The following is a 15091-nucleotide window of genomic DNA, read 5'->3' on the forward strand; positions in this document are numbered from 1 at the left end:
CTATGAAAAAAATCCTACGCAAGCAGGTCTTGCAAGAACTCAAATCTCTATCAGTCGAAGAAAAGCGGAGCATGGACGATTGGCTCACCAATCAGCTCCTTCAGCATCCCTTCTATAAGGAAGCAAAGACTATCGCCACTTATCTGTCTTTTCCTCATGAATTTCAGACGGCTAGACTCATCGAACAGGCTCAAAAAGATGGGAAGACCATTTTGATTCCCAAAACTTATCCACATGGGAAAATGGACTTTGTTCTATATGAACCAGAGAAGCTTGAACAAAATTCTTTTGGACTTCTTGAACCTCAAGGAGAGTTCACAATCCTTGAGCCTTCTCAGATTGACCTGATTCATGTTCCTGGTTTGGCCTTCAATCCTTCTAGTTATCGAATTGGCTATGGTGGTGGCTACTATGACAGATATTTGAGCCATTATTCTGGCAACTCCATTAGCACACTTTATCCATGTCAGATTCAGGACTTCCATCCTGAACCACACGATATTGCCGTTAAGGAGGTAATTATCTATGAAAGAGATTTTTGATCGTCGTTATCCCGTCACGAGCTTCTTTCTTCTCGTGACAACCCTGGTTTTTGTCATCATGTTTCTAACCAGTGGTTTCAACTACACAAGCGCAGCTACCTTGTATCGATTTGGAGCTGTTTATCCCCCAGCAATCAAGGCCATGCCTGAACAAATCTGGCGCTTGTTCTCCGCAACCTTTGTCCACATTGGCTTGGAGCACTTTTTAGTCAATATGCTATCCCTTTACTTTTTGGGGCGTCAGATGGAGGACATCTTTGGTTCCAAACAGTTTTTCTTTATCTACCTCTTATCAGGTATGATGGGAAATCTCTTTGTCCTAGTTTTTAGCCCCAATGCCATTACTGCAGGTGCTTCAACTGCCCTCTACGGAATGTTCGCATCTATTGTCGTTCTTCGGTATGCTACACGCAATCCCTATCTCCAGCAACTTGGTCAATCCTATCTCTCCCTCTTAGTCATCAACCTAGTAGGTAGCGTTTTAATGCCTGGCATCAGCCTTGCTGGACACGTTGGGGGAGCTGTCGGAGGTGCATTACTAGCTATCGTCTTCCCAGTTCGAGGAGAACGAAAGATATACAGCCCAGGCCAACGTGGTCTAGCAACCCTAGCCTTTATTGCTTTGTCAGCCTTGTTGCTTTTTGTGGGCTTGTCCTAAGATAGTCTCATATAGGGAGTATCTTTATTTTCAACAAAGATTAATTCACTAATCTCATATATAAAAGAAACTCTGAAAAGCTTGTTTTTATTAGCTTTCCAGAGTTTCTTTTATTTCTAGTTTTTTAAAGATCAGACGGGTATATAGATTTTTTATCAATTTGATTGAATTTTTTTATAACCCTTCTTTCATGGCAAAGTAAGCACGCACTTTTGGTGCCACTTGCGTTCCAAAGAGTTCAATGGCTTTGAGAACTTGATCATGCGGCATAGAACCAAGTGGTAGGTGCAACATAAAGCGATTCAAGTCTAAATCCTCAATCATACGAATCAACTTTTCTGCTATCTGATCTGGATTTCCCACAAACATAGCGCCATTTGGGCCCACCTGCTCAAGATATTGCTCATAACGCAATTCCTGCCAGTGTGGTCGGTCTTTGGAAATCGCATCTACCACTTGCTTGGTCGGATGGAAATAATCTTTCACTGCCTGCTCGCCATCTTCAGCAATCCATCCCCAAGAATGTGCTCCCACTTTCAAGTCTTTGTCAGCATGACCAGATTCACTTCCAATCTCACGATAAGCCTGAATCAACTTTTTAAAATAGTGAGGATTGCCACCGATAATCGCATAGACAATCGGCAAACCAGCATGAGCAATCTTGACTGTTGACTCTACATGACCACCTGTCGCCACCCACAATGGCAATTTGTCCTGAACAGGACGAGGATAAACTTCTTTTCCAGCAATACTTTGGGTCAATTCTCCACGCCAGTTCACCTTGGTGTTTTCATTTGCTAGCTGGAGCAGGTCCAATTTTTCATCAAAGAGGGCTTCATAGTCTTTCAAGTCATATCCAAACAGTGGAAAGGACTCGGTGAATGAACCACGCCCAGCCATAATCTCTGCACGACCGTTTGAAAGGGCGTCGATGGTCGCATATTGTTGGAACAAACGGATGGGATCCATACTAGAGAGAATACTGACAGCACTGGTCAAACGAATCTTCTTGGTATTCACCGCACCAGCTGCAAGGACAATCTCTGGCGCCGATACCGCAAAGTCCTCCCGATGATGCTCCCCAATGCCGTACACCTCCAATCCAACCTTGTCAGCCAACTCAATCTCTGCTACCAACTGACGGATTCGTTCGTCATGACTATATACTTGTCCAGTCCCCTCTAAGGCTGTTGTTTCACCAAAGGTTGAAATTCCTAGTTCTACCATACTGATTTCCTCGTTTTAGTATTAGTTATCTGGGTATTTTATCACTAGTCAGTTATAGTTGCAACGAATTTGCTCATTAGAAAAGTCCTTGATTAAGTAGACACTTTTAGTTCCTTGTGTGGCGGTGAGAGGTGAGGGTAAATCGTTGTAAGGACGATACCATCTATATCCCTTGCAACATTCTCTTCTGTGATGGTGAGAGCTTGGTGATGATTCTATAAGAAAAATGAGATGAAAATCATCTCACTCTTCATATTCTTAAAATCCATTGTTATTGCTGAGTTCTTTGAACCAGTGGCCTGATTTTTTCAGGCGACGCTCTTGTGTTTTTAAGTCTAGCTCGACTAAACCATAACGGTTTTTATAGCTATTGAGCCATGACCAGCAATCGATAAAGGTCCAGATCAAGTAGCCTTTACAGTTGGCACCGTCTTCGATAGCACGATGAAGTTCACGAAGGTGACCTTTGACAAAGTCAATACGGTAATCATCCTGAATCATACCATTCTCACGGAATTTATCCTCACCTTCAACACCCATCCCATTCTCAGTCAGCATCCACTCAATATTACCGTAGTTTTCCTTGATGTTTTGGGCAATGTCATAAATCCCTTGCTCGTAGATTTCCCAACCACGGTGCGGATTGATCTTACGACCAGGCATGACATAAGGCTCATAGAAATGCTCAGGCAAGAGTGGGCTATCAGGATGCTTAGCAAAACGCGGCGCCATAACACGCAAAGGTTGGTAGTAGTTGACTCCTAGGAAGTCAACCGTATGATCGCGAATGAGTTCTAACTCTTCGGCTGTGTATTCTGGTAACAAGTCATGCTCAGACAAAATTTCCACTAACTCTTCTGGATAAGCTCCTAAAACAGACGGATCTAGGAAAGATTGTGCCTGGAAGAGGTCAGCAATACGAGCAGCCTTGACATCGGCAGGATGCTGGCTACGTGGATAGGCTGGTGTCAAGTTGAGGACGATCCCAATCTTAGAACCAGGCAAGACCTCATGGCAGGCTTTGACCGCAAGAGTGCTAGCTAGCTGGGTATGATAGGCAACCTTAACCGCTGCTTTGGTATCTACCTTATGAGGGTAATGGGCATCATAGAAATAGCCGAACTCTACAGGAACGATAGGCTCATTGAAGGTAATCCACTGGTCAACCAAGTCTCCATAAGTTTCAAAACAGAAACGAGCATAGTCTTCATAGGCCTTGATGGTTGCCTTATTTTCCCAACCATCCCCATCTTCTTGAAGGGCAAAAGGCAGATCAAAGTGATAAAGATTGACTAAGAGGCGAATACCCTTGGCCTTGATGGCTTCAAATACCTGACGGTAGAAAGTCACCCCTTGAGGGTTGACTTCTCCACGGCCCTGTGGGAAAATACGAGACCACTGGATAGAAGTTCGAAAGGCTGTGTGGCCAGTTTCTAACAAAAGTTCGATATCTTTTTCCCAGTTTTCATAGAAGGTCGATGTTTTATCAGGTCCAATGCCATTGAAGTAACGGTTTGGCTCTACTTGGTACCAATAATCCCAGAGATTATCTCCCTTGCCGTCACCAGGCGCTCGCCCCTCTGTCTGTGGTCCAGAAGTTGAGGAACCCCAGACAAAATCCTTTGGAAATTTTAGCATAGTACTACCTCTTTTTACGCTTTTAATGTTTATACTCTTCGAAAATCAAATTCAAACCGTGTCAACGTCGCCTTGCCGTATATGTGTTACTGACTTCGTCAGTTCTATCCACAACCTCAAAACGGTGTTTTGAGCAACCTGCGGCTAGTTTCCTAGTTTGCTCTTTGATTTTCATTGAGTCTTACTTTCTCTCATTATACAGAAAAAACAAGGCAAAAACTAGTTACATTTTTGTCTTGTTTTTCTTCTGATTATAGATTTTATTTATTTGTTAGGATTTCAAGGGTTTCAAGCAAGTTATCTGCGTGAACTTCAATCGTATCTCCTGTCGCCTTAATCTTCACTTCTACGATACCATCCGCTGCTTTCTTCCCAACAGTGATACGAATTGGAAGACCGATCAAGTCACTATCGCTGAATTTAACTCCGACACGTTCATTACGGTCATCTGTCAAGACTTCATAGCCTTTGTTGACTAAGGCTTCTTCGATGCGATTAGTCAATTCAAGACTTGCTTCGTCCTTGACATTGACTGGAATCAAGTGAACATCAAATGGCGCCAATTCTTTAGGGAAGTTGATTCCCCAAGCATAACGGTATTCACCTTTTGGAGTCTTGTTAACAAAGAGGCGAGCGTGTTGCTCCATAACTGCTGAAAGGAGACGGCTGACACCGATACCGTAGCATCCCATGATGATTGGCACAGCACGACCATTTTCATCCAAGACATCTGCTCCCATACTTGCTGAGTAACGAGTCCCAAGTTTAAAAATGTGACCAATCTCAATACCACGTGCAAAGTTGAGCACACCTTGTCCATCTGGAGAGATTTCACCCTCACGAACTTCACGGATATCGACATACTCAGCAGTGAAATCACGACCTGGGTTGATACCAGTCAAGTGGTAGCCATCTTCGTTGGCACCAACAACAGCATTGCGGCTATCTTGTACCTTGCGGTCTGCGATAATCTTGACATTTTCTGGAAGATTTACTGGGCCAAGGGAACCAAAGTCAGCTCCCAACAATTCTTTCACTTCTGCCTCAGTTGCAGGTTCCAAGAAATCTGCTCCAAGGTAGTTTTTCAATTTGACTTCGTTGAGCTGGTCATTACCAACAAGTAAGGCCACAACTGGCTCCTCATCTGCGATATAAACCAAGGTCTTGATTGTTTGCTCTTCAGAGACATTCAAGAAGGCTGCGACTTCATCAATCGATTTGACACCTGGTGTTTCCACGCGAGCCACTTGATCTTCAGTCACAACACGATTGCTTGGTTTGTACTCATTGGTTGCCATTTCCAAGTTAGCTGCATAGCTTGATTCACTTGAGTAGGCAATGGTATCCTCACCCGAAACCATCCATTTGAGCAATTCTGCCTTGATTTCTTCTTGCACTTGATCAGGAATCTCGTCAAATGATGCGACAGACTTATCTAAAACTACCCAACGGTCAAGATCTGTACGAGCAGGTGTTATGGCCATAAATTCTTGGCTATCCTTACCACCCATAGCTCCACCGTCACCGATGATGGCTTTAAAGTCCAAACCACTACGAGTGAAGATACGCTCATAGGCTGCCTTGTACTCATCATAAGTTACATCCAAGCTATCGTAGTTAGCGTGGAAGCTATAACCATCTTTCATGATGAATTCACGCGTACGAAGAAGTCCATTACGTGGACGTTTTTCATCACGATACTTAGGCTGGATTTGATACAAGTTCAAAGGTAATTGCTTGTAAGACTTAACAGAATCACGGACAATAGCCGTAAAAGTTTCTTCGTGAGTTGGCCCCAAGATAAAGTCTGACTTCTCACGGTTTTTCAATTTGTACAAGTCCTCACCGTAAGTTTCATAACGACCAGATTCACGCCAAAGGTCAGCACTGAGAAGGGCTGGAGCCAACATCTCAACCGCACCAATCTTGTCAAACTCTTGACGCATGATGTTCTTGGCTTTTTCGATAACACGGTTAGCAAGTGGTAGGTATGAGTAAACACCTGCTGATACTTGACGAACATAACCAGCACGCAACATAAGGGCGTGACTGATAACTTGAGCATCGCTTGGCATTTCGCGAAGCGTTGGGATAAGCATTTTACTTTGTTTCATAATGACTCCTCTATTTCTTAAAAGAAGGTACGCATGATGTCGTTCCATGTCACGGCGAGCATCAAAACGACCATAATGACAACTCCGACCAGAGTGACATAGGTTTCAATTTCTTGTTTTAGTGGTTTGCGACGAATAGCTTCGATGATGTTGAGCACGATTTTACCACCGTCTAGTGCCGGGATAGGAATCAAGTTGAAAATCCCGATATTGATGGAAATTATAGCCAAGAAGAATAAAACATTCTCAAGACCATTTTTAGCAGCATCACTACTTGCCTTAAAGATAGCAACAGGACCACCAAGTTTATTTAAGTCTGGTTGGAAAATGAGACTTTTAAGAGCATTCAAGATTCGTAAAGCTGAATCAGCAGCACTGGTAAATCCACCCATAAACATAGACCAGATATCAGACTTGAGACCAGACTGAACACCTAGAATATAGCGTCCTTGATTCTCCTCCGGTGTCACAGTTATTTGCTTTTCAGTCCCATTTTCAGAAATGGTCACATCCAGTACAGGTGTTGTCTTATCCTTGGTCTCTGCATCAACAGCCTGGATCAGATCTGACCAGTTTGAAATCTCATAACTTCCGACCTTAGTAATTCGGGCCGTATTTTCAACTCCAACCTTAGCCAAAGCGCTATCTGGGATAATACTGAAATTGTTCGTTTGCGTATCACGAACGCCACCTTGCATGAAAATCAAAATCCAGAAGACGATAACTCCTAGGATAAAGTTATTCATAGGACCAGCAAAGTTGGTAATCAATTTCCCCCAGACAGTCGCATTTTGATATTGGACGTCTAAGGGAGCAATACGAACTTCCGTTCCATCAGCTTCCACAATGGTCGCATCATGGTCTACTGAGAAAGTCTTTTCCTCTTCCAAGACCAAGCCTCTAATAAAGAGTTTATCCTCAAAATCAAACTGAGTGACCTGCATGGGTAAAGCAGTCTGGTCAACCTTTTTCCCAGAGAGATTGATACGCTTAACCTTACCATCCGCTGCCAATGTTAGACTTGCAGGGGTTCCAGTCTTAATCTCTGTCGTATCTTCACCCCAACCTGCCATACGAACGTAACCACCCAGTGGCAGGAGACGAATAGTATAAGCAGTCCCATCTTTTCCGATATGGGCAAAGATTTTGGGACCCATCCCGATGGCAAATTCACGAACTAAAATCCCGGACTTCTTAGCAAAGTAAAAATGTCCGAACTCGTGAACTACCACGATAATCCCGAAAACTAGGATAAATGTTAGTAATCCTATCATTTAATTTCTATTTACCTTTCCTTAAAATAAGCCAAAGAGGTGCATAATCGGGAAAACAGCTAGCATGCAATCAAAACGATCCAGTACCCCACCATGACCCGGGATAAACTTGCCTGAGTCTTTGACACCAAAGTGACGTTTCATAGCACTTTCGATCAAATCCCCCAACTGACCAGCTATACTAAAGAAAATAGCAAAGACCATCATTTTGTAAATCCCATAAGGTAAAGCAACGGTACTATCAACTAGCATAAAGATTAAGGTTACGAGCATAGCAGCCAAGATACCTCCCATAGCACCCTCTATGGTCTTGTTAGGAGAAACTCTCGGAGCTAGCTTTCTCTTACCAAACTTCATCCCTACTAGATAGGCGCCACTATCGGTTGCCCAGACCATACAATGTCCCAAAAGCGCCTTATCCAAACCTGCAATACGAGCATCGACCAAAGCATTAAAACCAAAGCCAACATAAAAACTCACGGCAATCGGAAAAACAGCATCCTCAATGGTATAGTTCTTGCTAAAAACCGTTGCTCCTAGCAAAATGAGAATCACGACACTATAAGCAACAACGTTCCCATCCACGGGCAAAAACTTCAGGTAGTTTTCCAAAGGAATAGTCAGAAAAAAGGTTGCTAGTAAAGTCAAGAGCCCTTCAGGCGTCATGGTATTTAACCCCTTCATACGAAGCAACTCATGTACTCCCAACATAGCCACAATCCCCATGGCAATCTGGAGCCATAAGCCACCAATCGCCAAGATTGGGATAAAGATAGCCAAAGCCAAGATAGCAAAAAGGGTTCTTTTTTGTAAATCCTGTATCATAATATCTCCTACACTCCTCCAAAACGACGGTTGCGACGATTGTACTCGATGATAGCTTCTTTCAAGGCTTCCTCATCAAAGTCAGGCCACAAGACATCCGTGAAATAGAGCTCGCTATAAGCAGCCTGCCATGGCAAGAAATTACTCAAACGAAGTTCACCGCTGGTCCGAATAATCAAGTCAGGATCACGCAAAACTTTTGGCAAATGACCCGTAAAGAGGTATTCCCCAATCAACTCCTCTGTGATATCACCAGGATTGATCTTAGCATCTAAAACATCCTGTGCAATCAACTTGACCGCTTGTGTAATCTCAGCTCGTCCACCATAATTAAGGGCAAAATTGAGAATCAAACCTGTATTTAACTTAGTCAGCTCTTCTGCCTTTTTCAAGGCATCAAAAGTCTGCTTCGGCAAACGATCAGTCTCCCCAATCATTTGAATTTTCATGTTCTTCTGATGCAATTCAGGAACAAACTTATCATAGAATTCAACTGGCAGGTTCATGATAAATTTGACTTCCTGATCTGGACGGGTCCAGTTTTCAGTTGAAAAGGCATAGACTGTCAAGGCTTTGACGCCCATATCACTAGCAGCAATAGCTACCTTTCTCAAAGCATCCATCCCAGCCTTATGGCCAAAGACTCGTGGCTGCATCCGTTTTTTAGCCCAACGGCCATTCCCATCCATGATCACACCGATGTGGTCTGGCACCATTGTGGGGGTTTCTGTTGCTTTATCTTTTTTTAAAAATCCAAACATGATTGTATTCCTATTCAAAAATCTATCGTTTCATTATACCATATTTTTCACTTTTCTTCTATTATCGCCTATCATTCTACGGCGAAATTTCCCATATATCTCCTATATTTCCAGTATATCAAGCCTTGCAATTCCTAAAGAAAGTTGATACAATAAAACCATAGAGATTCGATCCTTGTTCAGCCACAGGGATTTTTTATTGAAAGGATTTTATCATGTCAAAGACACTCCAACGTAAAAAACAATTAAGAAACAGCCTCCGTCGCTCAGGTGCATTTTCAAACACTGTAAACAAGGTTGTCGAAGAAACAAAAAAAGTTGTAAAACATGCTGAAAAAGCAGCAAGCGATGCAGGTAAAGCTGTCTCTAAAAAGGTTGAAAAAACTGTAGAAGCAACTAAAGAACAAGCACAAAAAGTTGCTACTTCTGTAGAAGATTTCGCAGCAAACCTAGGTGGACTTTCAGTTGACCGCGCTAAGACTTTCTACGATGAAGGGATCAAGTCTGCTGCTGACTTCAAAAACTGGACAGAAAAAGAACTCCTTGCTTTGAAAGGAATTGGTCCAGCTACTATCAAGAAATTAAAAGAGAACGGCATCAAGTTCAAGTAATCTTTCTTGTTCCTTGCTTTTCCGTCAAAAACTTGTTAAAATATAGCCATTAGAGGTGTTTTGAGTCCCACATTTTACAGAAAGTGGCGGTGCTGAGAAGTCCACAAATGTGTCAAAACTGGTTGCTAATGGATGAAATAAAAATTGAAATATAAATCTTTTTGTTTCCCTTTAGGACTAGACAGCGAGTTGCAGGCTGTACTCAAGTACGGCAAGACGAGTTAACGACGTCATATAAGAGAAACAAGAAGACAAAAAGTTGCGGGCATCTGCCCGAAATTGGGTGGTACCGCGGATAAACATATTCGTCCCTGTCATATTGATGACAGGGGCGATTTTTCTTTTACACCCCTAGCCAAAGGAGGTTGTCATGAAACAATCTTTTAACACCAGTAAGCTCTACTATGGTTTTCCTATCTTCATTTTGGGCTATCAGGACCAGAACTTTGGGCACAATATCACGACCTGCAGTTCCTCTTATAGTCTGGGAGATTGGTTGGTCATAGGTGTTGGTGCTGAGGAAAATGCAGCTGACCAGATTAAGCATTACCAACAGTTCACTGTCAACATCCCTGACGAAAACCTCATGATCCAGATGGAGCAGGCTGGCTTTATCAGCCATCGGGAGAAATTGAAACACCTAGGGCTTGACTACGAGATTTCTGAACGAACTCAGGCTCCGATTTTGGAGTCCTGTCCAGTCGTTTTGGTTTGCCAGGTTGATCGGATTATCGAGGAAGATGGCATCTGTCATATCTTTGCCAAAATTCTCGAGCGATTGGCTGACCAAGAGCTTTTAGATGACAAGGGCCATTTTAAAAATGACCGCTTTGCGCCGACTTACTTTATGGGGGATGGCCATCAGCGCGTTTATCGTTATCTAGATGACCGAGTCGATCCTATGGGGAGCTTCATCAAGAAAGCGAGGAAGAAGAATGACAAGAACTGAACTGCCAGAACAAATCGAAACGGAGCGACTGGTCTTGCGAGTACGTACAGTGGTGGATGCTGAGGATATCTTTGGCTATGCCAGTCGTCCAGAAGTCTCTTACCCAGCAGGGTTTCCACCTGTCAAAACCTTGGAAGATGAGATTTATTACCTAGAACATATCCTTCCCGAGCGTAATCAAAAGGACAATCTCCCAGCAGGCTATGGAATTGTGATTAAAGGGACCGATACAATCATTGGTTCTGTCGATTTCCCCCATCGCCACGAAGATGATGTGCTGGAGATTGGCTATACCTTGCACCCAGACTATTGGGGCCGAGGCTATGTGCCCGAAGCAGCACGTGTCTTGATTGACCTAGGTTTTAAAGAATTGGGACTTCACAAGATTGAACTAACCTGCTTTGGCTACAATATCCAAAGTCAACGAGTCGCTGAGAAGCTTGGCTTTACCCTTGAAGCTCGCATAAGAGACCGCAAGGATGCCCAAGGGAGTCGTTGTGATGATTTGAGATATGGCTTGCTGAAGAGTGAGTGGGAGGCGTAGGAAAGGTTATCATGTCAAAAAAAATAGTAATAAATCAAAAAAATCCTACCTGTGTAACCTTAGAAGGAAACATAGAAAATTTATCAATGAGATTGATTTAGAAGAATTCTCTTTTAAAAAAGATTTTTTGGATCAGGTTGTTAATCCCGAAGAACTATCTTTATTGATCTCTAGAAAAATTTTTGGTGGTGCTACACTATACAACAGTTTACAATTTGATTCTGATACAAATAAGGTATGTTTTCCAAAATTTAAATCAAATAATGAAATCGCTAGATATGTTCAGAGTTGTTTGTTTTTAAAAGATTCTAATAAAATGAAACAGTTACAAAGTGAATTGGAATATCTTCTAAAGAAAGAAACGGATGCTAAATTAGAACAATTAACAGAAATAGTTAAAAAAATAATATATATAGATAAATACGGTTCTTTCTTAAGATCTAATCCAAGATTCATGGTAAAAAAAGACTCATATGTATATCGAGCGATAAAGTTATATGATGGTGATAATCTTAAAGAAGATTTTGATCCAATTGAGTGGAGATTCATTAATAAACGTCAAGCCTTAATGCGATTAAATAAAGGGGGAGGAGAACAACCTGTTCTTTATGTCTCTCCAGATTTTAATTCAGTTTTTTACGAAGTTGATGCGGAAGATACACATGAAAAAATGGCAGTTTTTGTATATAGAGTAAAGGAAGATATTCAACTTCTCCCTATAGATGGAAAAATGTTTACCAATCCAGAGTACGATGATAGTTTTAAAAGATACGGTGAATATATTGGACAAATCCTTGAGCCCCTATTTTCAAAAAAAATCTCTCCCGAACTGAATGAAAGTTTAGTGTATGAGTTGTCTAATTTTATAAAAGATGAATTCTATAATATTGAGAATGAAAACAATAAAACTGATAATCAAGTAGTAGGATGGACTTATATTTCAACAAAGACAATGAAACCTATTAGCCAAATCATTAATTCAGATTCATTAAAGATAGAACATAGATGTTTTGCATTCCCAGAAAACTATTATGAAAAAGCTCTGGATTTAGATAATGTAAGTTGTTGTATGGTAAATTGTAGTGATTATGAAAAGGAACATCTTAAATTTTGTAACGATTCCTATGTTCAAAACAAAATTGAGTTGAGTTGGGATGGTGAGATAATTCGAAATAGTTATTGAATCTTATGAAACGTAATATTTTAAAAATATCAAAATACTTATCTTGAAAACAGTAAAGGAGCACACACATGTCTAAAGAACTTTCACCTAAATACAATCCAGCCGAGGTTGAGGCTGGTCGTTACCAAAAATGGCTTGATGCGGATGTTTTCAAGCCTTCAGGCGATCAAAAGGCTAAGCCTTATTCAATCGTGATTCCACCACCAAACGTAACTGGGAAACTCCACCTTGGTCACGCTTGGGATACTACTTTGCAGGACATTATCATCCGTCAAAAACGTATGCAAGGTTTTGATACTCTTTGGCTTCCAGGGATGGACCACGCTGGGATCGCGACTCAGGCTAAGGTTGAGGAGCGCTTGCGTGGTGAGGGCATTACGCGTTACGACCTGGGTCGTGAAAAATTCCTAGATAAAGTCTGGGAATGGAAAGACGAATATGCCACTACTATCAAGGAACAATGGGGCAAGATGGGGCTTTCTGTAGACTACTCTCGCGAACGTTTCACTCTTGACGAAGGTTTGTCAAAAGCGGTTCGTAAGGTCTTTGTGGACCTTTACAAAAAAGGTTGGATCTACCGTGGTGAGTTCATCATCAACTGGGACCCAGCAGCTCGCACAGCCCTTTCTGATATCGAAGTTATCCACAAGGATGTCGAAGGCGCCTTCTACCACATGAACTACATGCTGGAAGACGGCTCACGCGCCCTTGAAGTGGCGACAACTCGTCCTGAGACTATGTTTGGAGACGTTGCGGTTGCGGTCAATCCAGAAGACCCACGCTACAAGGATTTGATCGGTAAAAACGTCGTCCTTCCAATCGCTAATAAACTCATCCCAATTGTTGGAGATGAGCACGCGGATCCTGAGTTTGGTACTGGTGTCGTGAAAATCACGCCTGCCCACGATCCAAACGACTTCTTGGTTGGTCAACGCCACAACTTGCCACAAGTCAACGTCATGAACGATGACGGAACTATGAATGACTTGGCCTTCGAATTTGCAGGTATGGACCGTTTTGAAGCTCGTAAGGCAGTCGTTGCTAAGTTGGAAGAAATCGGAGTCCTCGTCAAAATCGAAAAACGTGTCCACAGTGTTGGTCACTCAGAACGTACAGGTGTCGTGGTTGAACCACGCTTGTCTACGCAATGGTTCGTTAAGATGGACCAATTGGCCAAGAATGCCATTGCAAACCAAGATACAGAAGACAAGGTCGAATTCTACCCTCCTCGTTTCAACGATACCTTCCTTCAATGGATGGAAAATGTTCACGACTGGGTAATCTCTCGTCAGCTCTGGTGGGGTCACCAAATCCCTGCTTGGTACAATGCTGAGGGTGAAATGTACGTCGGTGAAGAAGCTCCAGAAGGTGACGGATGGACTCAGGACGAAGACGTTTTGGATACGTGGTTCAGTTCTGCTCTTTGGCCATTCTCAACCATGGGTTGGCCGGATGTCGACTCAGAAGACTTCAAACGTTACTTCCCAACTTCAACCTTGGTAACAGGTTACGACATCATCTTCTTCTGGGTGTCTCGTATGATCTTCCAATCATTGGAATTCACTAGCCGTCAGCCATTTAAGAATGTTCTTATCCACGGCCTTATCCGTGATGAACAAGGACGCAAGATGTCTAAGTCACTTGGTAACGGGATCGACCCAATGGATGTCATTGAGAAATATGGTGCCGATGCCCTTCGTTGGTTCCTTTCAAACGGTTCTGCACCAGGGCAAGACGTGCGCTTCTCTTACGAGAAAATGGATGCTTCATGGAACTTTATTAACAAGATCTGGAACATCTCTCGCTACATCCTCATGAACAATGAAGGTTTGACCCTTGAGCAAGCAACTGCCAATGTCGAAAAAGTTGTTAACAAGGAAGCCGGAAATGTCACAGACCGCTGGATTCTCCACAACCTCAATGAAACCATCGGAAAAGTCACTGAAAACTTTGACAAGTTTGAGTTTGGTGTAGCTGGCCACATCCTCTACAACTTCATCTGGGACGAGTTTGCGGACTGGTACGTCGAGTTGACCAAGGAAGTCCTTTATAGCGATAACGAAGAAGAGAAAGTCATCACACGTTCTGTTCTCCTTTACACTTTGGACAAGATCCTTCGTCTCCTTCACCCAATCATGCCATTTGTGACAGAAGAAATCTTTGGTCAAATCTCAGAAGGTTCTATCGTTACAGCGGAATACCCAACTGTCAACCCAGCCTTTGAAGACCTCGCAGCCCACACTGGTGTAGAAAGCCTCAAAGACTTGATCCGTGCCGTTCGTAATGCGCGTGCGGAAGTAAACGTTGCACCAAGCAAGCCAATCACGATTCTTGTTAAGACAAGCGATAGCGACTTGGAAGCCTTCTTTAACAGTAATGTCAACTACATCAAACGCTTCACAAATCCAGAGCACTTGGAAATCGCATCAACCATCCCTGCACCTGAACTCGCAATGTCAAGCGTCATCACAGGAGCAGAAATCTACTTGCCACTGGCAGACCTCCTCAATGTCGAAGAAGAACTCGCTCGTCTCGACAAGGAACTCGCTAAATGGCAAAAAGAACTGGATATGGTCGGTAAGAAACTCTCTAACGAGCGCTTCGTAGCCAATGCCAAACCAGAAGTCGTCCAAAAAGAACGCGACAAACAAGCCGACTACCAAGCTAAATACGACGCAACAGTGGTGCGTATTGATGAGATGAAGAAGTTGGTTTGATGTAAAAATAATATTTAAAGCACAGCAAAACTGCTGTGTTTTTGGTAT

Annotated in this window: 13 protein-coding genes; 7 read left to right on the top strand and 6 right to left on the bottom strand. The window is 42.6% G+C overall.

From position 1 onward, the window contains the following. Positions 1–2: 2 nt before the first annotated feature. Positions 3–542, top strand: coding sequence for a 5-formyltetrahydrofolate cyclo-ligase (locus K1I67_RS00980; RefSeq protein ID WP_223338408.1), 540 nt, complete (start codon positions 3–5; stop codon positions 540–542). Continuing rightward, positions 526–1200 (top strand): rhomboid family intramembrane serine protease, encoded by a 675-nt coding sequence (locus tag K1I67_RS00985; protein ID WP_223338409.1) that lies wholly within the window; start codon positions 526–528, stop codon positions 1198–1200. The genes K1I67_RS00980 and K1I67_RS00985 overlap by 17 nt, the downstream gene beginning before the upstream one ends. A gap of 174 nt (positions 1201–1374) precedes the next feature. Here K1I67_RS00985 and K1I67_RS00990 read toward each other — a convergent pair whose 3' ends face one another. The 6 genes from K1I67_RS00990 to K1I67_RS01015 all read right to left on the bottom strand — a co-directional run bounded on the left by K1I67_RS00990 (position 1375) and on the right by K1I67_RS01015 (position 9039). Then, positions 1375–2427, bottom strand: a complete 1053-nt coding sequence (locus K1I67_RS00990; RefSeq protein WP_223338410.1) for an LLM class flavin-dependent oxidoreductase — start codon at positions 2425–2427, stop codon at positions 1375–1377. Positions 2428–2685: 258 nt separating this feature from the next. Next, positions 2686–4065, bottom strand: coding sequence for a glycoside hydrolase family 1 protein (locus K1I67_RS00995; RefSeq protein ID WP_223338411.1), 1380 nt, complete (start codon positions 4063–4065; stop codon positions 2686–2688). 260 nt (positions 4066–4325) lie between these two features. Continuing rightward, positions 4326–6179 carry a proline--tRNA ligase gene (locus K1I67_RS01000; protein WP_223338412.1) on the bottom strand — a complete coding sequence of 618 codons (1854 nt, stop codon included), beginning with the start codon at positions 6177–6179 and terminating at the stop codon, positions 4326–4328. Between the two features lie 17 nt (positions 6180–6196). Next, on the bottom strand, positions 6197–7453 hold the full coding sequence (gene rseP, locus K1I67_RS01005) for an RIP metalloprotease RseP (protein ID WP_223338413.1): 1257 nt from the start codon (positions 7451–7453) through the stop codon (positions 6197–6199). A 21-nt stretch (positions 7454–7474) separates the two neighbouring features. Then, positions 7475–8278 carry a phosphatidate cytidylyltransferase gene (locus K1I67_RS01010; RefSeq protein WP_223338414.1) on the bottom strand — a complete coding sequence of 268 codons (804 nt, stop codon included), beginning with the start codon at positions 8276–8278 and terminating at the stop codon, positions 7475–7477. Positions 8279–8286: 8 nt separating this feature from the next. Then, the gene (locus tag K1I67_RS01015) at positions 8287–9039 is read right to left on the bottom strand and encodes an isoprenyl transferase (RefSeq protein WP_223338415.1); all 753 of its coding nucleotides are present in this window, start codon (positions 9037–9039) and stop codon (positions 8287–8289) included. Between the two features lie 215 nt (positions 9040–9254). On the opposite strand from K1I67_RS01015, the gene K1I67_RS01020 reads away from it, so the two are divergent. The 5 genes from K1I67_RS01020 to K1I67_RS01040 all read left to right on the top strand — a co-directional run bounded on the left by K1I67_RS01020 (position 9255) and on the right by K1I67_RS01040 (position 15043). Beyond that, positions 9255–9650, top strand: coding sequence for a helix-hairpin-helix domain-containing protein (locus tag K1I67_RS01020; RefSeq protein WP_049509840.1), 396 nt, complete (start codon positions 9255–9257; stop codon positions 9648–9650). 370 nt (positions 9651–10020) lie between these two features. Next, positions 10021–10599 carry a flavin reductase family protein gene (locus K1I67_RS01025; RefSeq protein WP_223338416.1) on the top strand — a complete coding sequence of 193 codons (579 nt, stop codon included), beginning with the start codon at positions 10021–10023 and terminating at the stop codon, positions 10597–10599. Next, the gene (locus K1I67_RS01030) at positions 10586–11143 is read left to right on the top strand and encodes a GNAT family N-acetyltransferase (protein WP_223338417.1); all 558 of its coding nucleotides are present in this window, start codon (positions 10586–10588) and stop codon (positions 11141–11143) included. Before K1I67_RS01025 ends, K1I67_RS01030 begins: the two co-directional genes overlap by 14 nt. A 127-nt stretch (positions 11144–11270) precedes the next feature. Beyond that, complete coding sequence (locus K1I67_RS01035; protein ID WP_223338418.1) at positions 11271–12326, top strand: hypothetical protein; 1056 nt, start codon at positions 11271–11273, stop codon at positions 12324–12326. A gap of 68 nt (positions 12327–12394) precedes the next feature. Beyond that, on the top strand, positions 12395–15043 hold the full coding sequence (locus K1I67_RS01040; RefSeq protein WP_223338419.1) for a valine--tRNA ligase: 2649 nt from the start codon (positions 12395–12397) through the stop codon (positions 15041–15043). Positions 15044–15091 lie beyond the last annotated feature (48 nt).

The organism is Streptococcus infantis (assembly GCF_019929575.1).
Taxonomy (GTDB): Bacteria; Bacillota; Bacilli; order Lactobacillales; family Streptococcaceae; genus Streptococcus; species Streptococcus infantis_L.

Excerpts from the sequence above, each read along its gene's own strand:
- K1I67_RS00980 (WP_223338408.1), top strand. The coding sequence starts at position 3 with ATGAAAAAAATCCTACGCAAGCAGGTCTTGCAAGAACTCAAATCTCTA.
- K1I67_RS00985 (WP_223338409.1), top strand. The coding sequence starts at position 526 with ATGAAAGAGATTTTTGATCGTCGTTATCCCGTCACGAGCTTCTTTCTT.
- K1I67_RS00990 (WP_223338410.1), bottom strand. The coding sequence starts at position 2,427 with ATGGTAGAACTAGGAATTTCAACCTTTGGTGAAACAACAGCCTTAGAG.
- K1I67_RS00995 (WP_223338411.1), bottom strand. The coding sequence starts at position 4,065 with ATGCTAAAATTTCCAAAGGATTTTGTCTGGGGTTCCTCAACTTCTGGA.
- K1I67_RS01000 (WP_223338412.1), bottom strand. The coding sequence starts at position 6,179 with ATGAAACAAAGTAAAATGCTTATCCCAACGCTTCGCGAAATGCCAAGC.
- rseP (WP_223338413.1), bottom strand. The coding sequence starts at position 7,453 with ATGATAGGATTACTAACATTTATCCTAGTTTTCGGGATTATCGTGGTA.
- K1I67_RS01010 (WP_223338414.1), bottom strand. The coding sequence starts at position 8,278 with ATGATACAGGATTTACAAAAAAGAACCCTTTTTGCTATCTTGGCTTTG.
- K1I67_RS01015 (WP_223338415.1), bottom strand. The coding sequence starts at position 9,039 with ATGTTTGGATTTTTAAAAAAAGATAAAGCAACAGAAACCCCCACAATG.
- K1I67_RS01020 (WP_049509840.1), top strand. The coding sequence starts at position 9,255 with ATGTCAAAGACACTCCAACGTAAAAAACAATTAAGAAACAGCCTCCGT.
- K1I67_RS01025 (WP_223338416.1), top strand. The coding sequence starts at position 10,021 with ATGAAACAATCTTTTAACACCAGTAAGCTCTACTATGGTTTTCCTATC.
- K1I67_RS01030 (WP_223338417.1), top strand. The coding sequence starts at position 10,586 with ATGACAAGAACTGAACTGCCAGAACAAATCGAAACGGAGCGACTGGTC.
- K1I67_RS01040 (WP_223338419.1), top strand. The coding sequence starts at position 12,395 with ATGTCTAAAGAACTTTCACCTAAATACAATCCAGCCGAGGTTGAGGCT.